The sequence below is a fragment of the Actinophytocola xanthii genome, assembly GCF_001921205.1.
Lineage (GTDB): Bacteria > Actinomycetota > Actinomycetes > Mycobacteriales > Pseudonocardiaceae > Actinophytocola > Actinophytocola xanthii.
Genome location: NZ_MSIE01000054.1, coordinates 41,949 through 64,985, shown reverse-complemented (window position 1 = coordinate 64,985; position 23,037 = coordinate 41,949). Strand labels below are relative to the sequence as shown.

The 23,037-nt window shown below is 72.9% G+C and carries 17 protein-coding genes; 8 read left to right on the top strand and 9 right to left on the bottom strand.

Going from position 1 to position 23,037, the window contains the following annotated elements:
• Positions 1 to 3: 3 nt before the first annotated feature.
• Positions 4 to 2,442, bottom strand: coding sequence for an alpha/beta fold hydrolase (locus BU204_RS26915; RefSeq protein ID WP_075128550.1), 2,439 nt, complete (start codon positions 2,440 to 2,442; stop codon positions 4 to 6).
• 71 nt (positions 2,443 to 2,513) lie between these two features.
• Positions 2,514 to 3,161 carry a DUF4230 domain-containing protein gene (locus BU204_RS26910; RefSeq protein ID WP_075128575.1) on the bottom strand — a complete coding sequence of 216 codons (648 nt, stop codon included), beginning with the start codon at positions 3,159 to 3,161 and terminating at the stop codon, positions 2,514 to 2,516.
• Positions 3,162 to 3,353: 192 nt separating this feature from the next.
• Here BU204_RS26910 and BU204_RS42015 point away from each other — a divergent pair, with 192 nt between their 5' ends.
• The 4 genes from BU204_RS42015 (at position 3,354) to BU204_RS40275 (ending at position 8,154) form a co-directional block, all read left to right on the top strand.
• Positions 3,354 to 6,107, top strand: a complete 2,754-nt coding sequence (locus tag BU204_RS42015; RefSeq protein ID WP_075128549.1) for a helix-turn-helix transcriptional regulator — start codon at positions 3,354 to 3,356, stop codon at positions 6,105 to 6,107.
• Entirely contained in the window at positions 6,107 to 7,327 is a 1,221-nt protein-coding gene (locus tag BU204_RS26900; protein ID WP_075128548.1) for a D-arabinono-1,4-lactone oxidase, read from the top strand. The genes BU204_RS42015 and BU204_RS26900 overlap by 1 nt, the downstream gene beginning before the upstream one ends.
• Before the next feature lie 198 nt (positions 7,328 to 7,525).
• The gene (locus BU204_RS42010) at positions 7,526 to 7,660 is read left to right on the top strand and encodes an LPFR motif small protein (protein ID WP_269844664.1); all 135 of its coding nucleotides are present in this window, start codon (positions 7,526 to 7,528) and stop codon (positions 7,658 to 7,660) included.
• 146 nt (positions 7,661 to 7,806) lie between these two features.
• Positions 7,807 to 8,154, top strand: a complete 348-nt coding sequence (locus tag BU204_RS40275; protein ID WP_075128547.1) for a hypothetical protein — start codon at positions 7,807 to 7,809, stop codon at positions 8,152 to 8,154.
• On the opposite strand, the gene BU204_RS26890 is transcribed toward BU204_RS40275, so the two are convergent.
• The 3 genes from BU204_RS26890 to BU204_RS40920 form a co-directional block, all read right to left on the bottom strand.
• On the bottom strand, positions 8,151 to 8,783 hold the full coding sequence (locus BU204_RS26890) for a response regulator transcription factor (protein ID WP_075128574.1): 633 nt from the start codon (positions 8,781 to 8,783) through the stop codon (positions 8,151 to 8,153). The two genes, BU204_RS40275 and BU204_RS26890, sit on opposite strands and share 4 nt — an antisense overlap.
• Before the next feature lie 56 nt (positions 8,784 to 8,839).
• Entirely contained in the window at positions 8,840 to 9,379 is a 540-nt protein-coding gene (locus BU204_RS40270; RefSeq protein WP_075128546.1) for a hypothetical protein, read from the bottom strand.
• A gap of 93 nt (positions 9,380 to 9,472) precedes the next feature.
• On the bottom strand, positions 9,473 to 10,972 hold the full coding sequence (locus BU204_RS40920; protein ID WP_075128545.1) for an RNA polymerase sigma factor: 1,500 nt from the start codon (positions 10,970 to 10,972) through the stop codon (positions 9,473 to 9,475).
• Positions 10,973 to 11,233: 261 nt separating this feature from the next.
• Here BU204_RS40920 and BU204_RS40265 point away from each other — a divergent pair, with 261 nt between their 5' ends.
• The 3 genes from BU204_RS40265 to fxsT are packed head-to-tail and all read left to right on the top strand — an operon-like array spanning position 11,234 to position 18,636.
• Entirely contained in the window at positions 11,234 to 13,087 is a 1,854-nt protein-coding gene (locus BU204_RS40265; RefSeq protein ID WP_158073517.1) for a VMAP-C domain-containing protein, read from the top strand.
• A gap of 13 nt (positions 13,088 to 13,100) precedes the next feature.
• Positions 13,101 to 14,189 (top strand): AAA family ATPase, encoded by a 1,089-nt coding sequence (locus tag BU204_RS26870; protein WP_075128544.1) that lies wholly within the window; start codon positions 13,101 to 13,103, stop codon positions 14,187 to 14,189.
• Between the two features lies 1 nt (position 14,190).
• Complete coding sequence (gene fxsT, locus BU204_RS26865) at positions 14,191 to 18,636, top strand: FxSxx-COOH system tetratricopeptide repeat protein (RefSeq protein WP_143229763.1); 4,446 nt, start codon at positions 14,191 to 14,193, stop codon at positions 18,634 to 18,636.
• A gap of 16 nt (positions 18,637 to 18,652) precedes the next feature.
• On the opposite strand, the gene BU204_RS26860 is transcribed toward fxsT, so the two are convergent.
• From BU204_RS26860 to BU204_RS26850, 3 genes are all read right to left on the bottom strand, one after another.
• Positions 18,653 to 20,476, bottom strand: a complete 1,824-nt coding sequence (locus tag BU204_RS26860; protein WP_075128543.1) for an HEXXH motif domain-containing protein — start codon at positions 20,474 to 20,476, stop codon at positions 18,653 to 18,655.
• On the bottom strand, positions 20,476 to 20,673 hold the full coding sequence (locus BU204_RS26855) for a hypothetical protein (protein ID WP_075128571.1): 198 nt from the start codon (positions 20,671 to 20,673) through the stop codon (positions 20,476 to 20,478). The genes BU204_RS26860 and BU204_RS26855 overlap by 1 nt, the downstream gene beginning before the upstream one ends.
• 70 nt (positions 20,674 to 20,743) lie before the next feature.
• Entirely contained in the window at positions 20,744 to 21,448 is a 705-nt protein-coding gene (locus BU204_RS26850) for a Crp/Fnr family transcriptional regulator (protein WP_075128542.1), read from the bottom strand.
• Positions 21,449 to 21,625: 177 nt separating this feature from the next.
• Between BU204_RS26850 and BU204_RS26845 the strand changes: the two genes are divergently transcribed.
• Positions 21,626 to 21,970: a hypothetical protein gene (locus BU204_RS26845; protein WP_075128541.1), complete on the top strand. Its 345-nt coding sequence runs from the start codon at positions 21,626 to 21,628 to the stop codon at positions 21,968 to 21,970.
• Here BU204_RS26845 and BU204_RS26840 read toward each other — a convergent pair.
• Positions 21,941 to 23,011: a TetR/AcrR family transcriptional regulator gene (locus tag BU204_RS26840; RefSeq protein WP_075128540.1), complete on the bottom strand. Its 1,071-nt coding sequence runs from the start codon at positions 23,009 to 23,011 to the stop codon at positions 21,941 to 21,943. The two genes, BU204_RS26845 and BU204_RS26840, sit on opposite strands and share 30 nt — an antisense overlap.
• Positions 23,012 to 23,037 lie beyond the last annotated feature (26 nt).

Genomic DNA, 23,037 nt, shown 5'->3' with positions numbered 1-23,037 from the left:
CCGCTATCGGACCGGCCGGGCCGAGCACAGTGCGTCGTCCACGGCGTCGAGCAGGGCCGCCGACTGGGCCGGCGTGGCCGGCGAGGTGGTGATCACGACGCTGACCTGCCGGCCGTCGGTGGTGGCACCCTCGCGGGTCTGGTAGCCCAGACCGCTTCCGCCGTGCGTCCAGTACTCGCCGCCACACGACAGCGGCACGCGCAGGAGCCCGAGGCCGTACCCCGAACCGGGGACCAGGGCGTTCGCCGGCACGGTCCGGCGCATCTCGGCCAGCTGCGCCGGCCGCAGCAACCGACCGCCCAGCAGGCCGGCGAAGAAGGTGTTCAGGTCGCCGACTGTCGACACCGCCTCGCCCCCCGCCCAGACCAGCGACGGGTTCAGCAGCGTGACGTCGACCCGCCGCCCGGTGGCGCTGATCCGGTCCTCGTCGTCGAGGTGGGCGTAGCCGCGGGCGTGCCGGCCCGGCACGGTGGCTCGGTCACCGGGCAGGACCGTGTCCCGCATGCCAAGCGGGCGCAGGATCCGGCGCTCGACCTCGTCGGCGTACGGACGTCCGGTCACCGCCTCGACGAGCAGGCCCGCGACGACGTAGTTGGTCGTGGAGTAGTGGAACTTCGTCGGGAGCGGGGAGCGGGCCGCGGCCTGCGCCACCAGTCGCTCCGGGACGTGGTGGTCGAACCGGTGGCGCTGGTACCCGCCGGGCCCGAACAGCGGCGGGTCGAGGTCGGGCAGCCCGCTGGTGTGCTGGAGCAGTTGGCGGACGGTGATCTCCCCGCGGACCAGGCCGGGCAGGTACCGGCCGACCGGCGCGTCCAGCTCCACCCGGTGCTCCCCGACCAGCTGCAGGACGACCGTCGCCACGAACGCCTTGGTGTTGCTGAAGACCCGCACCCGGTCGGTCGCGAGCATCGGCCGGCCGGTGGCGAGGTCGGCGGTCCCGCTCCGCAGCCGGACCACCCCGTCGGCGTCGCGGACCTCCGCCGCCGCACCGGGCGCACCGGCGACACCGGTGAGGTGGGCGAGGTCACCCGCGAGCGCGGCGTGGCGGTCCGGACAGGTCATGTCCGGCGGCCGCACCCCGTGCACGAGGAAGTCGGTGCCGACACGCGCCGCGCAGACATTGCCGCCGAACAGGTACGCGCCGTGCCCGCCCTGGTCGACGCCGACGAGCCGGGCGCGGTCGCCGAACTGGCCGCGGAGCGCGGTCGCCGCCCGGTAGGTCGTGGCCGGATCACGCAGGTTGTTGACCAGCAGGACGTTCGCCGGCCCCCGCGGGTTCGCGCGCACCGGCGGGTCGAGCGGGTCGCCGGGCCAGAACGCGCAGGGCATGATCGCGGCGCCGGCCCCGCCGGTCAGCGGGTACCGCCTCGCGTCGGCGGCGGCCTGGGTGGCGTAGACCGCGGGATCGCGCGGGAAGGTCCCGTCGGCGCAGAACACGCCGAGCTCGGCGGAGGCGTCGTTGTCGTCGTCGTACCAGACCTGCAGCTCGTCACCGACCGCGGCGGCCGCCGCGGCGTCGCGGTCGCGCACCGCGGCCAGCATGCGCCCGGCGAGCGGGAACGTCTGGTCCTGGTAGAGGCTCGCGAACAGGGTGATCCGCAGGTGGCTGCCGGTCAGGACGCCGCTGGGGGTGGACAGCGGCTCCCGGTCCAGCCCCGCGACCAGCGTGAGGAACTCCCGCCGCAGCTCGGCGGGGTCACGCTCGAGGAAGGCGGCGAAGTCGCCGAACCGGCTGTCGACACCGGCCGTCATGCTGTCGCGGAAGCTGCCCCGCCAGGCCGCGGTCGGGTCGACGTTGCTGTCCAACAGCATCCGGTCGACCCGGCCGGGGAACAACGCGTCGTAGGCCGTGCCGAGGTAGGTGCCGTAGGAGACGCCGAGATAGCTGATCCGCTCCTCGCCCAGGGCGACCCGGATGAGGTCCACGTCGCGGGCGACGTTGGCCGTGCCGAGGAAGGGCATCTGCGGCTGGGCGGCGCACTTCCGCGCGATCCGCTGGGCTCGCCGCCGGACCGCCGGTTCGCCCCCGGGCAGCGGCCAGGCGAACGTGAACTGCTCCTCGGGTGCCAGGCCGCACCGGACCGGCGCGCTGGTGCCGAACCCCCGCTGGTCGAAGCTCACGATGTCGTAGGCGTCGAGGACCTCCCGGGGCACCAGCCGCTCGATCGACGCGGTGTCCTCCAGGTGGGGACCCGGGCCGCCCTGGTTCATCACCAGCACACCGCGCCGCAGGTCGGGACGGGTGCTGCGGAGGCGGGAGACATGGACGTCGAGCTGTTCGCCGCCGGGGTCGCGGTAGTCGAGGGGCACGGACACCGTCGCGCACTCGGCCGCACCGGGGAACGGGCACTCCTCCCAGGCCAGGCCCTGCGCCGAGGCCGAGGCGGTGAGCGCGCCCGCGGCGCTCACCGCCGCCAGGAACACGGTCAGTATCTTTCGCATGACCCCGAGACTGCTGCCGGCCGGCGTCGGTCACCATCTGCCGAAAGGCAGAGATCGTCGCTCGGAGCGCGTCAGGAGGCGTCGTCCTCGGCCGTCGGGAAGATCGCCTTGTAGCCCAGGGACTCGAACATGCCGGTCAGCATCGTGCGGGTGTTGCGCTCGGCGCGGTCGGTCAGCTTCGCCGACTTCGCCGCGTCACCGATCTTCTCCTCGGCCAGCACGTACAGCTCCTGCTGGTCCTGGGTCTCGAACAGCGACTCGAGCCGGTTGAACGCACCGCGGTCCTGGTCGTAGACGTAGGTTCGCTTCTGCTCCAGGCTGGGCTTCTCCAGCCGCGCCTCGGGCAGCCGGACCTCGACCGTCTTCTTCTCCTCGTTCACCGTCAGCGCGTCCTCGGCCAGCCGGGAGAAGTCCACATAGGCACTGACCGTGCCGGCAGCCACGAACAGCGTCCGCTCGCCGGCGATGATGTCCGGCACCCACGGCACGTCCTTCTCGAGGTCGACCACGACCTGGAAGTCGCCGACCGCCGCGTGGTACTGGCTCAGGTCCCGAACTGACTGCAGGATCGCCGGGCCGCTGCGGTCGACCGTGTCCTCGGCGAAGGGGTTCAGGTCGGGAATCCGGCTGACCAACCACAGCAGCGCCACGACCGACACCACCACGACGGCCACCGGCCGGGCGACTCTCCACAGGGGACTGAGCTTCGTGTCGGACATGCCGGCCTCCTTCCGCTCGCTCACCGGGAGTACCCAGTACGGGGCCGCTTATCACCTGCCGACCGCCGATTGCGCGTGCTTTCCGTAAAACGTTGCGCCATCTGGCGCCCTGGCCAGGGCTTACGTTCCGCCGGCCGGCCGCGATACCCGTGATGTGCAGCGTGGTCGCGATCCCCTGAGATACTGACCGCCGTGGAGCGGGTGTCGGGACCGGATCTCGTCGGACGCCGTGCCGAGCTCGCCGCCCTTGAGGCCTGCCTCCCGGGCCGTGGCCGGCTGGTGATCATCGACGGGGATGCCGGCGTGGGCAAGACCCGGCTCGTGCAGACCTTCGCCGAGCACGCGGCCACAACGTCGACCGTCCTGGCGGGCGGGTGCGTCCAGTTCGAGGCCGACATCCCCTACGCACCGTTCGCCGAGGCGTTACCGGAGCTGTTCAGCGGGACGGCGGGGCTGGACCGCGCGAGCGAGTACCGCCGCGTCGCCGACACCCTCGCCGCCCGGCCGACCGTCCTGGTGCTGGAGGACCTGCACTGGGCCGACGCCTCGACCCGCGACCTGCTCCGCTACCTGCACCGCGTGCTCGCGGACGCCCCCGTGCTGCTGATCGTCACCTGCCGAACCGACGAGTTCGCCGCGGACCACCCGGTGGCCCGGCTGCTCGCCGAGCTGGCCCGCTCCCCGCGCAGCGACCGCATACACCTGGGGCCGCTGGACCGGCCCGGGGTTACCGCGCTCGCCAGGGGCGTGCTCGGCGCCGACCCGCCGGCGGAGCTCGTGGACACCCTGGTCGCCAGGGCCGAGGGCAACCCGTTCTTCACCGAGGAGCTGCTCGCAGCGGGTGAGGACGTGCCCCGCAACGTCCGCGAGATCGTCACCACCCGCCTCGCCCGGCTCTCGCCCGAGGCCCAGCAGCTGGCGAGACTGGCCGCGGTGGCCGGGCGGACCGTGTCGCACGACCTGTTGGTCGGGTTGGCCGGCGAGGTGCCGGGGCCAGGCCTGCGCGAGCTCGTCGACCACGGGCAGCTGGTGATCGTCGAGCCGGACTCCTACTCCTTCCGGCACGCGCTGATCCAGGAGGCGCTCTACCGCGACCTGCTCCCGGGGGAACGTCGCCGCGCGCACGCCGCGGTCGCGGCCTGCCTGACCGCACACCCCGAGCTCGCCACCCGCTCCTCGGCGGCCGGCGTCGCCGCCGAGCTCGCCCACCACTGGGACGCCGCCGGCGACGCGGCCAGGGCGCTCGCCGCGTCGGTGCAGGCCGCCTCGTCCGCTGTCGAGGGGCTGGCCCCGGCCGAGGCGCACGCCCACTACGAGCGGTCGCTGCGCCGCTGGCCCGAGGTGACTGCGCCGGCGGAAGTGGCCGGCGTCGAGCTGGACGAGCTGCTGGAGCGGGCCGCCGAGGCCGCGAGCCTGGCCGGCCACAACCAACGAGCCGTCGAGCTGACCCAGCAGCGCCTCGCCGGGCTGGCCGACGGCGAACGGCGCGCGCTGGCCTTCGAGCAGCTGTCCTACCAGGCCCGGAGTGCGGGGAACTGGGCATTGGCGCGCAGCGCCGCGGCGGAGACCGTGCGGCTGCTGCCGGCCGACTCGCCGGCCCTGGTCCGGGTGGAGTCCTGGCGGATGGGCCTGGACATGCTCGCCTCCCGGCACGTGGCGGCGGTCCGGCACGCCGAGCGCCTGCTGCCCGCGGTGTCCGCCGACCCGATGGCGATGAACCGCGCGCTGACCGTGCTCGGCACCAGCAGAACCATGCTCGGGCACGTCGACCAGGGCCTCGAGCACCTGCACCGGCACCGGGAGTTCGCCCTGTCCTCGGGCAACCCGCGCTTCGTCGGCGTCTCCTACGTGAACCTCTCGGAGTCGCTGATCTGGGCCGACCGGCAGGAGGAGGCGCTGCGGGTGGCGCGGGCCGGGCTGGCCGAGGCGAGCGGGTACGGCTTCGACATCTACCTGCTGCCGATCCTGGGCAACGCCGTGCGCGCCCTGGCCGAGCTGCACCGCTGGGACGAGGCGGTGGACGCCGCCGAGGACCCGGACGACCCCGCGGCCGACCCGTTCAACTGGATCTTCGTCGACCTCCCCCGGACGGACGTCCTGCTCAAGCGGGGTGACCACGCCGCAGCGGCCGACCTGCTCAAACGGATCGGCGCGGTCCTCGACGGGCAGGACGACGTCCAGTACGGCACCGAGCTCGCGCACCTGCGGGCCCGGCTCGCGGCCGAGGAGCGGCGCTGGGACGACGCCCGGGCGGCCGTGGACGACGGCCTGAGCGCCGCGCTCGGCGCGCAGGACATGTGGCTCACCGCCCGCCTGGTCGCCACCGGCGTCCAGGTCGAGGCCGACAGCGCCACCCACCCGGGTGCGAGAGAACGGGCCGAGGAACTGCTCGCCGCCGGCCTCGAGCACCGGCGGCGGCTGGAGGCGGACTGGGCCGTCGCACTGCCCCGCAGCCGGCGTGCACTGGCCCTGGCCACGGCCGAGCGGACCCGTCTGGACGCCATGCCCGATCCCGAAGCCTGGTCCTTTCCCACCGATGTCGACCGCCACCTCGGCGCGTACGCGCGGTTCCGTCGGGCCGAGGCGCTCCTGCTGGCCAGGGGCTCGCGCACGGCGGCAGCCGAGGCACTGGCCGAGGCCACCACGACCGCCGACGCGCTCGGTGCCGCCCCACTGGCCGAGCTGGCGAGGGCACTGGCCGGGCGGGCACGGCTGACCATGCCGGCGGCCCCGTCGCCGGCGGCCTCCCCCGACCTCGGGCTGACCGCCCGGGAGGCGGAGATCTTCACGATGCTCGGCCGCGGGCTGACCAACGCCGAGATCGCCCAGGAGCTGTTCATCAGCGCCAAGACCGCCAGCGTGCACGTGTCGAACATCCTCCGCAAACTGGGGGTGCGCAGCCGGATCCAGGCCGCTGCGCTGGCACACCGACGGGAGCAGTCCTAGTGGAACAGAACTGGGCAGGCAACCTCACCTACCGAGCCAGCCGCATCGCCCGCCCGGGCAGCGTCGCGGAGCTCCAGCAGCTGGTCGCCGAGACGCCGCGGATCAGGGCGCTCGGCTCGCGCCACTCGTTCAACGAGCTGGCCGACACGCCGGAGGTCCTGGTGTCGCTGGACTCCCTGCCCGCCGCGATCTCGATCGCCGACGGTCAGGTGACCGTGCCCGCGGCGACCCGCTACGGCGACCTGGCCGCGGCCCTGCAGGCCGAAGGGCTCGCGCTGCCGAACCTGGCCTCGCTGCCGCACATCTCGGTCGCCGGCGCCGTCGCCACCGGCACCCACGGCTCCGGCGACGGCAACGGCTGCCTCAGCACGGCCGTCGCCGCGCTCGACGTGGTGGGGCCGACCGGGGAGCTCCGCCGGGTCGCCCGGTCGGACCCCGAGTTCGACGGACACGTGGTCGCCCTCGGGGCGCTGGGCGTCGTGGTCAGCCTGACCCTGGACGTCCTGCCCACCTTCGAGGTCCGCCAGACGGTGTACCCGCGCGTGCCGTGGTCGGCCGTGGAGGACCTCGACGCGGTGATGTCCAGCGCCTACAGCGTCAGCCTGTTCACCGACTGGACCGGGGAGCACCTACGCCAGGTCTGGCTGAAGAGCACCGACAGCGAGCCGCCCGCCGACCTCCACGGCGCCGCGCCGTCACCGGTCCCGGTGCACATGATCCCGGAGGAGTCGGTCGCCGCGGTCACCGAGCAGCTGTCGGTGCCCGGCGCGTGGCTGGACCGGCTGCCGCACTTCCGGATGACGCACAAACCCAGCAGTGGCGACGAGTTGCAGAGCGAGTACCTGCTGCCGCGGGACCGGGCCGTCGAAGCGATCGCCCGGATCCGGGCCATGGGACAGCGGATCGCGCCGGTGCTGCACGTCACCGAGATCCGCTCGGTCGCCGAGGACACGCTGTGGCTCAGCGGCGCCTACGGCCGGCCCGCCATCGCCATCCACTTCACCTGGCACCAGAAGCCGGCCGAGGTGTTCGCGCTGCTGCCCGACATTGAGGCGGCACTGCTACCGCTTGGCGCCCGTCCGCACTGGGGAAAGTGCTTCGCCACAACCGACCTCGCCGGCCAGTATCCCAAGTGGACGGATTTCGCGGAGCTGCGGTCCGACCTCGACCCGGCCGGCGTGTTCGGCAACCCGTTCCTGGAGCGGCTCTCGCTGACCTGAGCTCAGCGCAGCCGCACCGACAGACACGTGACGCAGTCGAGGGTGCCGGGCGGTGATCCTGGCGACTCGGTAACCGGCGGCGCGCACCGCGGCGGACCAACGCACGCGGCGACATGCGCCCACCCTCGTACCCCGTTTGGGTGACGCCCCGCCCGGGTACTCCCGGGTTGTCCGAAACCACGCGAAGGAGGCTTTTCCATGGCCAGGCCAGCACGTCGGGGCAAGAGCGCACTCGGCGCCATCGCCGACACCGCCGCGAACGTAGTGACCCTGCCCTTCCGCGTCATCGGCAGGCTCTTCGGCGGCAGCCGCCGGAAGACCAGAGCCCACTGATCTCCTCGACGGGGGACCCGCCGCGCTCGCGGTGGGTCCCCCGTCGCACGTCCGCGTCTCGTCACCGGGCGGGAGGCGCACGGGGGCGTATCGTCGCCCAGGACGGCCCACATCCGCGCGGGCCACGAAGTTGGGGGTACTCCGCGATGCCAGAGCCCGTCCTGATCTCCATCGCCGCCGCGCTGGCAGCCAAGGCGGTCACCGGCCTCTACGACTTCGTCCGCGACCGGTTGGCGAACCGACCCGGCGCGACCGAGGTACTGGAGGCCGCGGCCGGGGCCCAACCCGACTCCGCCGAGGTGGTCGCGCTCGGGGAGGTACTGGCCACGGCCGAGGCAGCTGATCCCGAGTTCGGGATCGAGCTGCGTGCCCGCTGGCACGCGGCGTCGGTGGAGCAGCGCGCCGACCGGGGCGGGGTTACCAACCAGGTCTCGGGCTCGGTTCGCGGGAACGTCGTGCAGGCGCGTGACATCCAGGGTGGCATCTCCTTCTAGATCAGGCCCTCCCGCAACGCGTAGGCGACGGCGTGTGCCCGGTTCCGCAGCTGGAACCGGTTCGTCACGTCGTGCAGGATGCTCTTGACCGTCCGCTGCGAGTAGCAGAGCTTGTCCGCAATCTCCTGAGTGGACAGTCCGGATGCGACTAACCGGAGCACCTCGCCCTCGCGGTCGGTTATCCCGCCGAGCCGCAGGCCGCGCGGCTCGAGTACGTGGCGCTGTAACCGCGAGACGCGGGTGAGCAGCCGGCCGAGCAGGTCCGGCGGCAGCGCGCCCTCCCCCGCCGCGGCCGCCGTGACCAGCCGCACCAGCACCTCCGGTGTGCTGTCCGCCCGCCTCGCGACCGCGCACACGCCGGACTCGACCGCCGTCAGCATCTCCGCGTCGTCCAGCTCGGCCGCCACGAGGACGATGCGTCCGAAACCCCGTCCCTGCAGGCCGCGCAGCAGCCGGGTGGTGTGCTCGTCGAACCGGTCGGCGACGACCAGGGCGACGGTCTGGGCCGGGTCGGCGTCCTCGTCGACGAGCCACAGCTCCGGCCTGGTGCGCAGGGCGAGCTGCACACCGCTCTGCAGGATCGGGTCGGTCGCGCGGGCGAGAACCTGGGTACGGGTTGTCGTTGTCATCATGGCTGTTCCCCACATTTCGGTGTGTCGAGGTATCGCGTGTCGTCCTGGCAAGGTCAGCGGTGGAGGCGCTCGGTGCGCCGGATCCACCGGTAGGCACCGACGGCGGCGAGCACGACCAGCACGAGCAACGCGGCGGCCGGCAAGGCGAGCCGGGTCCACTCGGTCGCGTCTGGCTCGGCGGTGGCCCGGTCCGGCTGGTCGGCGGGTGCCGGCCGCAGGCTGTCGTTCGGTTCGGCGGCGACGGGCACCACCACCTCGCCCCGCGCGACGGCCGGACCGGTGGTGGGCGCGGCCGGGGCGGGCCCGGCGGACGGCTCGACAGGCGGCTCGGCGGACGGCTCGACGGGCGGCTCCGGGGAGGGCTCCGACGAGGGCGCCGCGGAGGGATCGGTGTCCGGGCCCTCGGTCGGCGGCTCGGTGACGCAGCCGTCGAGGGTCCAGCAGGGGGGTTCGGCCACCACGTCGGTCATCGGCGCGAGGACGGCCGGCTCCGGTGGGGCGGACGGGGCAGCAGCGGCGACGGGCGCGGCGACCGGGGCGGCGACGAGCAGTGCGCCGGCGGCGAGCAGGACGACGGCGGAGCGGTTGGTCATCGTGTTCCTCCTGGGTGACGGTGTGTCGCCCGGTAGGAGCCACGGCCGCGGCGGCGCCTTACAACTTTTCCGGAGAGGTTTTTTCCGTCCTCGTCAGCCGAGGCAGTAGTCCACGTCGGTCGACCCGCCGGCGGGCGCGGAGGCGTTGCCGGCGGCGTCGGTCGCCGTGACCGACCAGGACACGGTTCCGGTCTGCGCGAAGGAACCCAGCGTGCCGTACCACCGGTCGCCGTCCTGGGACATCGCGCTGCTGCCCGAGCCGTCCGGCCCGCTCCAGCTGAGCACGACCGAGACGACCCCGACGTCGTCGCCGGCCGCCGCGGACACCGAGGTCTGCGTCGGCGGCCAGCACCCCTCCACGTAAAGGCCGGGGTCGGCGGCCGCCGCATCGGTGACCACCGGCGCCGTTCGGTCGCCGGGTGGGTCGGGCTGGTCGGGCGGCTCCTGTGGGTCCGGCGCCTCGGGGGCGGGCGGCGGTGGCGGCGCCGGGGGCTCCTGCGGCTCGGTGGTAGTGGTCGGGGTGGGCACCGTGGTCGTCGTGGCCGAGGGCGGCGGGCTGCTCGACGGCCGGCTCGATGGCGGTGCCGAGGACGGCGCCGACGTGGTGCCGGGCACGGCCGGGACGTCCAGCGCGATCGGTTCGCCGGGGACGGGGTCCGCCCGGAAGTAGACGGTCGTCCCGAGCAGGGCCAGCAGCACCAGCACCGCCGCCGCGGCCGCGAGCACCCGCAGCCGACGGCTGGGGGTGGCGGTCCGCCCGCTGCCGGCGGCCGCGCCCATCGAGACCGGGGCGAGCACCGGGATCGGTCCCCCGGTCCCGGTGTGGGCGACCAGCTGGACCTCGTCGAGCACGCGGTCGCGAAGCGACGGCGGCGCCGGCAGCAGCGGCACGGCCGCGAGCAGGGCGAACGGGCTGACCATGATCCGCCGCCGGTCGCCGCAGACCTCGCACCCGTCGACGTGCCTGGCCACGCGCTTGCGCATGACCGGGGAGAACCTCCCGTCCCACCCGGCGAGCAGCCCGTCGAGCTCGGTGCAGTCATCGCGCCCGAGCCGGGCGATCAGCAGCGCGCCCAGCGACCGTTCGACCTGGTCGCGCAGCCGACTGAGCAGGACGTAGGCATGGTTGGCGGACACGCCCATCGCCTCGCCGAGCTCCGCGCCGTCCAGCCCCTGGCGCACGTGCAGGTCGAGCAGCGCGCGGTCGCGGTCGGAGAGCCCCGCCGCCGCGGACCACACGAGGTCGCGCAACGCGGTCTGCTCCGCCGCACGGTGCGGCCCGGGATCGCCGTCGGCCATGTCCTCCACCTCGTCGAGCACGACCCGCCGGCGGTCCCGCAGCCGGCGCAACGCCACGCTGCGCGCGACGGCGTAGAGCCAGGGACGGAGCCGCTCCGGGTCGTTGAGCTGCGCGAGCCGCTGCGCGGCGAGGACGAAGGTGTCCTGCACGGCATCCGCCGCCTCCTCCCGGTCGCGGAGCACCGAGTGGCAGAAGTCGTGCAGCCGGTCGGCATAGCGGTCGTAGACGGCCGCGAAAGCCTCCCGGTCACCCGCCAGCACACCGGCCACCAGTTCGGCATCGGTGCGGTCCACGTCAGGTGCCCTTCGATCGACGGAGGTGAAACGGTTCGCACGGGCTGGGAGCCCGACAGGCGGGAGAACCTTACGACTTCTCCCATGTGACCCGGAACGCTACACGGAGCGTGACCGACTAAATACCATTGGTAACCGCCATCTCACGGCGATTGTCCAAATGACTCAATTGACACGGTCACCCACCACCCGAGAAGCCCATAATCGACCCTGTCGACCGGCCGCCGGGTCGACTCCGGGGTAGTGGGAGGAATCTTGCTCGTGACGCAACGGTTGACCGCTCCCGGCTACCGCACGATCGTGGTCGTCGACGTCGTCGGTTTCACCGATCCTCGTCGCACCTCCGAGGACCGGTCGGCCGTTCGGCACGGGCTGTACCAGATCCTGGAGACCGCCTTCGCCGAGTCGGATATCGACCTCGGTCTGTGCGACCTCGAGGACCGCGGCGACGGGGCGTTGATCCTGGTTCCCCAGCAGGTCCCCAGAAGAACGGTGGCCGACCGGTTGCCGGACCGGATCGTCGCCGCGCTGCGGCGCTACAACTGGACCCGGAAAGCGTGGGCCCAGTTCCGGCTTCGGGTCGGACTGAATTCCGGCGACGTCGTCCACGACGGCAACGGCTGGCTCGGCACCGCGATCGACACCGCTTTCCGGATTCTGGACTGTCCCGATGCCAAGGCGCTGCTCACCAGCTCGGCGAGAATGGTCGCGCTGATCTCCTCGGAGAGTTTCTTCCAAGAGGTCATAGCGGGCGACCCCGGCACCTTTCCGGAGAGCTACCAGCAGGTCCCGGTCACGGTGAAGACCTACACCGGCACCGCCCACCTGCGCCTGCTCGGCGAGCCCACCGCGGGCGAACCGCCGACCCTCGCCCCGGTGGCGACCTCCACGTCTGCCCCGAAGTCCGCCCCGACGGGCACCCTCGCCACCCGTCCCCCGGCACCCCCGAGCTCGCGGGGGGACGTGCTGGAGGTGATCCCGGCGGCGGAGCTCCGCACCCTGCGCGACCACCTCTCGGTCACCGAGGTACCGCGCCTGGCGATCCTGCTGAGCAGGGCGGCGGGCCCCGCCATCCCGCTGCCCCGCCGGGAGGACGTCCACGACGCCTGGGAGGCGTTCGAGTACCTGATGGACTTCAACGCCGGCCCCGACGGGATCCCACCCGCCGTGCTGTTCCTGGAGCTGCTGGCCGGCGAGCTGGACGGCGAGGCGGGTGAGGCGCTCGCGCACTGGATCGGTGAGCAGGCGGGCCGGTGGCGGCTGGGACCGGCCCTGGAGAAGCAGCGGCTCACCCGGACGCCGCTGCCCGACGAGCCGCACCTGCACCTGACGCTCATGGTCGATCTCGACCCGATCGACCCCAGCCGGTGCGTCCTCGCCTCCTGGCGCCAGGACGACCCGGAGGTGTGGCCGCCGCCGCTGGGCGGGGTGCGCGAGGTCGCGATGGAGGAGCTCGAGTACCGGGTCGACGAGGCGATTCTCGACGCCGAGGACGCGTGGTGGGAACAGGGGACGGCCGCGGCCGTGGAATTCGTGCTCCCCCGGACGTTGCTGCACCTCCCGGTGCTCCGGTGGCGCAAGGAGCACGTCTCGGGAAAACCCCACCCGCTGCGGTACGACTACCGGATCAATATCAGGTCGCTCGAGCGGATGCGCGCACGATACTGGCACCGCATCTGGCACCGCCGCTGGGACTCTATGCTGGAGGACCCGTCGGCGGACCGACTCCACTATTCGGGGTCGTCGGAGTTCGAGGAGCATCCCATCGACGCCGTGCTGAGCGACCCGCACTGGGTGGGCCTGGTAATGCGGGAAAAGCCCGCGGCCAGGCCGGAGGCCAGCGCCGGACCGGACGAGTTCCTCGCCGCGTTGCGCTGTGGTCTCCCGGTCGTGCTGTGGCACCCGGAAGCCGGTCCGGAGGAGTTGCGTGAGTTGCTCGACTGGGTACTCGGCGGCGAAAGCGGTTTCATCGACCTGCCCGCCCGGAGAAAATTAGCCGGCTTACCGACTTCCTGGTTGCCCGGCGACTCGCTGGCACACGACTTGGTGGTAATGTGGGAAGATCCGAAAAGGGTAATCGTTCTCGACCAACCGTTGATCCCGAACCGAGGGTGAGGGGATACCGCGGATGAGCGTGAACGAGCAGGACCCGGCGACGACGCGGCAGCGGCGGACCTCGCACCGCGAGGCACCCGACTGGTGGATCTACCGCGGCACCGGTCGTCCCATGCACGACATCGACCTCACCGAGATCCTGCCGCCGCCGCCCTCCTGGCGCACCTTCCACGGCGGCCCGATACCGGACCCGGACGTGCCCCCGGCGGACGACGGCGAGGCGGACCGGCGGCTCGGTTCGCAGTTCCACCTGTCCGAGCACGACGTCGACCCGCACGAGCTGGACATGGTCAACGCCGCGCTCTACCTGCGCCGCCCGCTGCTGGTCACCGGCAACCCGGGCACCGGCAAGTCGAGCCTTGCCTACCGCATCGCCCGGGAGCTGACGCTCGGGCGCGTGCTGCGCTGGCCGATCAGCAGCCACACCACCCTGCAGTCCGGGCTCTACGGCTACGACGCCATCGGCAGGGCGCAGGCGGCGGCGACCGCCCAGGCCCAGCGGGACACCGACGGCGAGGAGCTCCCGATCGGCGAGTTCGTGCGGCTCGGCCCGCTGGGTACGGCGTTCCTGCCGAGCCGGCTGCCCAGGGTGCTCCTGGTGGACGAGCTCGACAAGTCCGAGGCGGACCTGCCCAACGACCTGCTCAGCCTGTTCGAGGACGCGGAGTTCACGATCCCCGAGCTCGCCAGGGTGCGCACCCGTCACCCCGAGGTGACCGTGCACACGGCCGACCCGCAGCGCGCCGCGACCGTGCTCGACGGACGGGTGGCCTGCCGGGCCTTTCCCGTGGTCGTGATGACCAGCAACGGCGAGCGTGAGTTCCCGCCGGCGTTCCTGCGCCGCTGCCTCCAGCTGCGGATCCAGAACCCGGACGTCAACCAGCTGGCGGCCATCGTCGCCAACCACGTCCTCGACGAGGCGGGCGAGCACCGGGACCGGCTGATCCGTGAGTTCGTCGAGCGGAGCAAGGCCGAGGGCGGCCTGCCGACCGACCGCCTGCTCGACGCGGTCTACCTCGCCACCTCGGGTGCGTACCAGCCGGACCACGTCGCCTGGCCCCGCCTGGTGGACGCCCTCTGGCACCGGTTGACGGTGCGTTGACGTGGGTCGGCCGGCCGGAGTGCCCGACGACCGCCCCGTCCCCCTGACGGAGGCGCCCCACCTCGGCACACCCGGCCCGAGCCCGGTCGACCTCGACGACCTCTCCTGGACCGACGTGGCCGACATCGTCTGGCTGGCGTCGGCCATCGGCCCGGCAGCGCCCAGCACCGCCCCCGCACCCGACCCGCCCGCGTCCCTCGCCGGCGGCCGGCCGCACGACGATGGCGCCGGCGGCAGTCAGGACGGAGCCCGGGGCGCGTCGGCCGACCGGGTGACCGACCAGGCGACCGACCAGGTGACCGACCACGTGGCCGAGCCACTGCCCCCCGAGCCGGCCCTCGTGCCCGCACCGCGGTGGTCCCGGCCGGACCTGCGGGTGGTGGACGGGGACGGCGCGGGGACAGACGACACGGCACCGCCGGACCTGGCCGTGTCGCCCGGCATCGCCGAGTCCCTCGGCTTCTTCCGCGCCCTACGCGCGCTGAAGCGGAAGGTCCCGTCGCGGCGCGACGACGACGTCGTGCTGGACGAGGTCGCCACGGCCGAGCGCGCGGCGGAAACAGGCCTGTGGTGGCCGGTCGTCACGCCCAGGGCCGAACGCTGGCTCGATGTGACGGTCGTTCTCGACAATTCTCCGTCGATGCGTCTGTGGCATTCCAGGACCAGGGCATTTCTCGAGCTTCTGCAGCAGCTCGGCGCATTTCGTTCGATCCAGGTGCGCCTTCTCGACGTCGAGGCCGACGGCAGCGTCGTCCTGCGCGGCGGCGCGCCCGACACCGCCGCCCGTCACCCGGACGAGGTAGCCGACTCCTCGGGTCGGCGCACGGTCCTGGTGGTGACCGACGGGGTCGCGCAGCTCTGGCGCAAGGAGGTCCTGCACCCGGTGCTCGCCCGGTGGGGCCGGGTCATGCCGGTGAGCGTGGTGCACCTGCTCCCGCGCTGGCTCTGGGGACGCAGCGGGGTGACCATCCACCGGGCCAGCCTCGATGTCGTGGGAGCGCTGAAACCCAACAGCCACTGGGAGTTCGGCCTGCCCGACGCCTGGCTCTCGGCCGACCCGAACCTGCTGGCCCCACCCGGCACGGTGCCGATCCCGGTCATCGAGCTACAGCCCCGCTGGTTCGGCTGGTGGGCCAGGCTGATCACCGGCGAGCACCACGGGGACACCGGCGGAGCGGTCCTGCTGGCCTGCGACCGGCCCCGGCCGCCCCAGCTCTCCGATCGGCCGCCCACCCTCTCGCCGCACGAGCTGGTGCAGCGCTTCCGCAGCGTCGCGTCGCCCTCCGCGCTGCGCCTGGCCACCCTGCTGGCCGCGCTACCAGCGCGGCTGGACGTCGTCCAGGCAATAAATCGACGTTTTCTCGGTGAGAATATGCACCTTGCCGAACTCCTGCTGTCCGGTATCCTCTACGCACCGGAAAGCGGAGAAGGGAAGTCCACTTGGGACCGAAGTGGGGTCTTCCATTTTCCGCAGGCAATCCGTGAAGTGCTGCTCGGCGGCGCGCGGCGTTCGGAAACCGCCGGTGTCATCCGCGCGGCCGCCGCCCAGTTCGGCAAGCGGATCCCGGTGCTCGGTCACCTCCGAGACGCCGTCGCCGACCCGAACAACACGCCGGACCCGGAGCTGACCGCCGAGTCGGTCGCCGATGTGGAACTAGAGAGCGCGGTGATGCGGGCCCTCTCCGGCCCGTACCTGTCCCGGGCGGACCGCCTGCGCAATGCCGTACTGCGCGGGGCCTCCGGCGGACCACCGGTCGTCCCCACCACGACCCGCCCCGACAACTCTGAGAGCGTCACCATGTCCGAGACGGCCGCCCGCGCCGACCACCCACCCGCAGTCGCGTACGCGAGGGAGAGCGGCCCGGCCGGCCTGACCCCCGCGGACCCGTCCGAGCCCGTGACCACGCCGATGGTGCACCCCGCGGCGAGCGGAGCGAGGACCTTCCTCCGGCGTCAACCCGACGACCCACCACCGGTCTGGGGAAACGTCCCGCCCCGCAACCCGAACTTCACCGGCCGGGCGGAGCTGCTCGAGCAGCTGGACAAACGCCTGACCGCGGGCGGCACGACGGCCGTACTCCCCTCCGCCCTGCACGGCATGGGCGGTATCGGCAAGACCCAGATGGCGACCGAGTACATCTACCGCCACCTGCAGGACTACGACGTCGTCTGGTGGATCGACGCCGCCCACCCCACCCAGATCCGCGCCGGGCTCACCGAGCTGGCCCGGGCGCTCGGCCTCCCCGCCGACTCCAGCGTCGCCGTGCCGGCGGTGATCGAGGCCCTGCGCACGGGACGGCCGTTCCGCCGGTGGCTGCTGGTGTTCGACGCGGCGGACAGCCCGGAGGCGGTACTTCCGTTCTTCCCGCGCAACGGCCCCGGCAAGATCCTCATCACCTCGCGCAACTCGGACTGGGCAGGCGTCGCGCGTCCGCTCGAGCTCGCCGTGTTCCAGCGGGAGGAGAGCATCGAGCTGCTCGGCCGACGTGGTCCGGAGATCGAGGTCGCCGACGCGAACGCGCTGGCGGATCGGCTGGGCGACCTACCGCTGGCGATCGAGCAGGCCGCGGCCTGGCGCGCGGTGACCGGGATGCCCGTACGGGAGTACCTGCGCCTGTTCGACGAGTCGGTGGCCGAGATCCTGGACACGGCGAGCGCGCCGGACTACGAGGTCTCGGTGGCGGCGGCATGGAACGTCTCCTTCGACGAGCTGAAGACCCGCAACCCCGCCGCTCACCAGATCCTGCACATCTGCGCCTTCTTCTCGCCGGAGCCGATCTCCCGCGACCTGCTGACCGGGGTGAGCCGGGTCTCGATCTCCCCCGAGCTGGACGCGGCGCTGCGCGACCCCATCAAGCTCGCCAGAGCCATCCGCGACATCAACCGGTACGGCCTGGCCAAGATCGACCACGGCAACAACACCCTGCAGCTGCACCGGCTGGTCCAGCTGGTGCTGCGCAAGCGGGTCATGGCACCCCACATCCACCGGCAGATGCAGCACGGCGCGCACCAGCTGCTGGCCAGCCTCGATCCCAACGACCCCGAGTCGAGCCGGAACTGGCCGCGGTACCGGGAGCTCCTGCCACACGCCTACGCCGCCGAGGTCGTCGACTGCGACGACAGCTGGGCCCGCCAGCTGGTCGTCAACCTGATGCGGTTCCTGTTCGAGTCGGGGGACCACGACGAGGCCGCGCGGCTCGCCGAGCAGGCACGCGAGCACTTCACCCGCATGCTCGGCCCCACCCATCCGCAGACGCTCGAGGTGTCCTCGCGGCTGGGGCTCTACCTGTGGTCGGTCGGCCGCTACGCCGAGGCGGCCGAGCTCAACCAGCGCACGCTCGCGCTGCGGCTGCAGGTCTCCGGCGAGGAGAACGAGGAGACCTTCGCCCTCCAACGCAACATCGTGATCGACCTGCGTGCCCAGGGCGACTTCACGGGAGCGGCGAAGCTGAGCGAGGAGATCTTCCACAAGTGTCGGCGGATGTTCGGTGAGGACGACCCCGAGACGCTGCACGCAGCGCACCAGCACGGGATCAGCCTCCGGCTGTCCGGGGAGTACCGGGCCGCCGCCGAGCTGGACGAGGACACCTACCGGCGGCGGGCCGAGGTGCTCGGCCCGGACCACATCGGCACCTTCAGCTCCAAAACAGCCACGATCGTGGACCTGCGCGAGGCGGGCGAGTACGGGCAGGCGAGGGTGCTGCAGGAGACGCTGACCGAGCAGGTCCGCATCCGCTTCGGCGCGGACAGCAGGCGAGCGGTGACGCCGAACCTGATGCTGTCGATCGCACGCCGCAAGGACGGCGACCACAGCGGTGCGCTGCCGCTGGCGCGTGACGCTCTCAACCACCTCCGCGTGAGCGACGGCGACGAGCACTCGACCACGATGGCCTGCGCGCTCGCCCACTCCATCGACCTCAGGCACGCCGGCGAGCTGGCGGAGGCACGCGAGCTGGGCGAGGCGACCTTCGAGCGCTACCGGCGCGCCCTCGGGGAGAGCCACCCCCACACCATGGTGGCCAGCGTTGACCTGGCGGTGACCCTGCGGCTGCAGGGCCATGTAGAGAGCGCGCGGGAGCTCGACGAGCGCGCGGTCGAGCACCTCCGTGCCGTACTCGGCCCGGACCACCCCTATGCCATCGTCGCGGCGGTGAACCTGGCCAGCGACCTGGCCGCCCTCGGCCAGCACGAACAGGCCGTCGAGCTCGGCCGGGACACGTGGGAGCGCGCCGCGCGCACCCTGGGCGGCGACCACCCGACGACCCTCGCTGCCGCGTTCAACCTCGGCCTCGACCTGGTCGCCGTCGGCCGCGAGGAGGACGCGAAGCCCTGCCAGGAGCCGGTTGTCAGGGCGTACCGCCGGGTCCTGGGAGAGGCACATCCGGCAACTCAGGCCGCCGCACGCGGCGCTCGCGAGAACTGCGACATGGATCCGATCCTGATGTAGCAGCCGGTAGCCGGCCCTATGGCACGACCTGTCCCAGCCAGGAGGCGACCGCCTCCGGTGTGGGTGTCGGCGAGGCCGCGGTGCGGAGGCCGCGGTGTACGGCGCGCACCAGCTCCGGGCAGTGCAGCAGTGCCCGGGCACCGGGGTTGGGACCCGCCGCGGCGAGTGCGAGGCCCAGACCGACCAGGGCCGCCGGGCGGTCCGGGTCCGCGGTCAGCTCCGCGCGGTAGCGACGCTCCGCCTCGGCGTACCTGCCCTCGGCGTAGGCGAGGTCGCCGTCGGTGGTGCCGGGAACGGAAAGCCAGCCGCCCGGCCCCCGCGACTCGGGCCGACCGAGGGCCAGCCGAACCAGGTCGGTGCGGGCATGGGACCACGACCCGTCGGCGACCGGCGTCGGCGGCACGGCCGTCGTGTCGGTGGTCGCGGGTGGGCGGGCCCGGCCGGTCAGCCAGGCGTCCACCAGCGACGCCACGGTCGTCGGCGCGGGCCGCAGGTGCCGCACCCGCCATCCCGCCCGGTGGTCGAGCACGGCGGCCGCGGCCAGGTTCGCGACGGCCTCGGGGATCGGCTCGTCCCGCCAGGGGCCGAGGCGCTCGGCCATCCCCTCGGTGAACCGGCGCCCCGCCTCGGTCAGCGCCGGATCGTCCCGCAGCGCGGAGAGGGTGCGCCACGTCTGCTCCCGCCAGTAGGCGAACTCGAACGCCGAGCGCCGGGAGCCGACCGGGGCCGACGCCAGCCCCCGCCAGAACGCCGTCACGCCGAGGAAGGCGTAGACGCCCTGCAACGCACCGCCCAGCGGCCGGGGGTCGTCCCGCCATGCCACGTAGAACCGGGCACGCGGGTCGCTGGCGTAGAGCGGGGTCAGGTGGAGCACACTGCCGAGGACGATGTGCTGGAACTCGTGCACCAGGGTCGCGGCGAGCTCCGCCCCGTCCGAGGGACGACCGACCAACGCACTGCCGAACGCCTCCCCGGTCGAGGCGCTGGGACTGCGGAACGGGACCGGCGGCCGAGGCACGAGCGACTGCAGACCGTAGGGCATGACCTCGGCGAACTCCGGCAGGTGGGTCACGACCAGCTCGCACGCACGGTCGATCAGTCCTCGCCAGGCCTGGAACTCGGCCGGAGACAGGCGTCGTGGGCGCACCGGCTCGTAGAGCCCGCGGTACGGGTCCACGTCGTCGAGCCGCAGCGAGAACCGCCGGGAGCCCACGCTGGTGCGCACCAGCCGCACGCTCCACCAGCCCTCGGTGTCCACGTCCAGCGGCGTGGGCAGGACCACCACGCCGTCACCGCCCTCGACCGTCACCCGTCCTCCGGCACTTGCCACGACCGCGGTCGACGAGGGCTCCGAGCCGGCGGCGGGCAGGCGCGCCAGTCCGAGCGAGGGGAGGACGACGTCGCCTTCCCATGCCGGTACGACGGCCTCGAAGTCGAGGCCGGCGTGGACCGCGGCGGCGGCCGCGAGCGCGTGTACGTGGCCGAGATGTGTCCACAGAGGACCTACACCGTCGGTTCGGTTGCGCAGCAGGCGAGTCGTGTAGCCCGCCCAGCTTCCGGTGTAGGGGTGGGTGAGGACCCGGTCGAGTGCCTTGGGTGCCCTGGCCTCGACCCGCGCGAGCAGCTCCCACGCGGCATCCGGCGGCGGCAGCGGCCCGTAGAGCTCCGGCGTCTTCCCGGACTCCGCGAGCAGTGCGTGGAGCAACAGCTTGCGCCTGCTGCGTTCGGCCCGGCGTAGGCCGCGGATCACTCGCTCGCCAGCATCGAGACGTGCGAGGGCGTCGAAGTCCTGCCAGGTCAGCCGGTGGAACCCACCGCGCGTCTGGGCGGACGAGGCCATCAGTCGATCCGCTCGCCACCCCCGTCTTCGTTGCTGGGATAGGACGCCCGGACGCCGCGCGTGCGTTCGACGACGTGGTTCTGGGAACGGCGCAGGGCCTCGGTGTCCAGGTCGCGAAGTCTGGTAAATGGCACGGCGCTCAGGTCGACCAGCTGGGATTCGATGCCTGGTTCGAGATCGGCCGGGGACGAATTCATGTGGTTCATTCCCTCCGCCAGGATCAGGTATTCCCATGGTAGTTCGCCGTTGTCCGACCGCCAAACAGAATCAGGGCTGCACGGGCGGGCGGCCGGCGGCCAGCTCGCGCAGGATCCCGGGGTGCATGATCGTGATCCGTTGGCGGGCGGTGCGCACCACGCCGAGGCGGCGCAGCTCCTCCAGGCCGCGGACCAGCGTGCTGCGGGAGACCCGGGCGAGGCTGGCGAGCTCGCCCTGGTTGAACGGCAGGTCGACCTGCTTTCCCTCGTCCCAGTCCGGGGCGTACTGGAGCGCCAGCTCGAGCAGCACGGCGGCGAGCCGATGGGTGAAGTCGGGGCCGCCCGACTCGAGGCGGAGGCGGTCGGACTGCTGGAGGCGGATCGCGGCGGTGCGGAGCAGTTCCTGGGCGATGTGCGGACGTGCCTCGAGCACGGTCATCAGCCGGTCCCGGGCGATGACGAGCGCGTGCACCTCGTCGATCGCCTCGATGGTCGCGGTGCGCGGCAGGCCGCTGATCGGCGCCATCTCCCCGACGATCTCGGCCGGGCCGCGGGCGGCGAGCGGGGCGTCCTCGCCGCGGTAGTTGCTGGCCCTGATCTTGACCCAGCCGTGCAGGATGACGAACATGCTGCTGGGCGGGCTGCCCTGGAGGGCGAGGATGTCCCCGGGCTGCCACACCTTGACGTAGCCCGCGGCCGTGAGCGCCGCTCGTTCGGCCTCGGTCAGCCGGAACCAGGCGCGGCGTTCGCCCTCGTTCCCGGCCGAGGAGCCCATCGGCTGGCCTCCCCAGTTCCGTCGCTCGAATTTCAGCCCGTGTTCCATTTGACGCATCGCTCGCTCCCCCGAACAGCCAGCATGGTCGTCGGGCAGGAAACCAGCTTGACCGCAGCCAACAATTCTGCCAGGCGATTGCTGGAATCGCCAGCGCGCGAAATTTTGGGGAGGATGGCCATGAGAAGTGCCGAGAGCATGCCCACCACGTACGGCAGCCACCCGCTCGCCGTCCCGGCCCCGTGGACCCCGAAGTCCTCGGCGAGGATCCCGCTCGTGGTCTCCCCGCACCCCCCGCTGGCCTACCCGGAGCGCCCGGTCGGCGACAGGACCGCGGGTGCCGCGCTGCTCTGGACCCTCCTCTTCGGGCCACTCGGGCTCTGCTACCTCGCGGTGCCGGCCGGCCTGGTGGCGACCGCGCTGACCGCGACCGCGGTCGTCCTCGCCGGCAGCGCCCTGCCGCTGGCCGTCATCTGGCCGCTCACCATGGTGCTGTCAGTCCTCCAGGCGACGAGTAGCCGTTGACACCATCGCGTGGCCCGCGCCGACGCCGGTCGCGCGGGCGACCACCCGGCCCGAGGAGACCCGCAGCGCGGTCTCCGTGGAGTCGGTGACCACCTCGAGACCGGCCGCGGCGGCCACCGCGGCCGGCTCGTCACACACCACCCGCAGGCCCGGCCAGCGCGGCCGGGGGACCGCCTGACGAAGGCAGGACATCAGGTCGGCCACCGCCAGCCGGGCCAGCGGGGCCAACTCGGGGGGATCGGCGGTGACCAGGACGACGGTCACCTGCTCGCCGGGAGCCGCCGCGCGAACGGCGTCCTCCGCGGCCGACGCCCGGTTCAGGCCAAGCACGGCCACCACCCCGTCGCGGGAGAGGTCGACCGGATCGCCGGCGACCAGGTCCTCCATCGCCGGCGGCGCCCACGGCTCGTCCACCAGCTCCGTCCGGGGGAACAGGGTGGGCTGGGGCCAGTAGTCGTCCAGGTCCAGCTCCCCCAGCCGCTCGCACGCGCGGACCACGGTGAACGGTTCGAGGAACCCCGGTGCGGCGGCCGCGAGCTGGGCCGCGCCGTGCAGGGTCGTCAGCGCCGCCTCGGCCACCCGCACCAGGCGGCCGCCCCGGCCCAGGTTCTCCAGCGCCAGGCCCAGCAGCGTCGCGTTCAACCGCATGAGCTGGGCGAACGGTCGCCGGATCCGCTCGTCGGCCATGATCTCGGGCAGCAGGTCGCGGGTCAGCCGGGCCTGCCGCTCGTCGGTGGCCAGCGGCAGCCGGGCCACCCACGCCCGGGCCAGGACACCCAGGGCGGCGGCGGGGGTGTCGCCGGGGGCGACCGAGGTGGGGTCCGGCCCGGCCCGGGCCACCTCCTCGGCCAGCACGGCGAAGTACAGCGCGCGTTTGCCGGGGAAGTTCGAGTAGACAGCGCCCCTGGTCAGCTCCGCGCGCTCGGCGATCAGGTCCACCTTGGCCTCCCGGAAGCCGCGCTCGGCGAACTCCGCGCGCGCCGCTTCCAGAACCCGCGCGCGGTTGCGCTCCCGCAGCTCCACCCTGCTCAGGCGACCCACGCACCCTCCCGCGATTGCCACGTCCG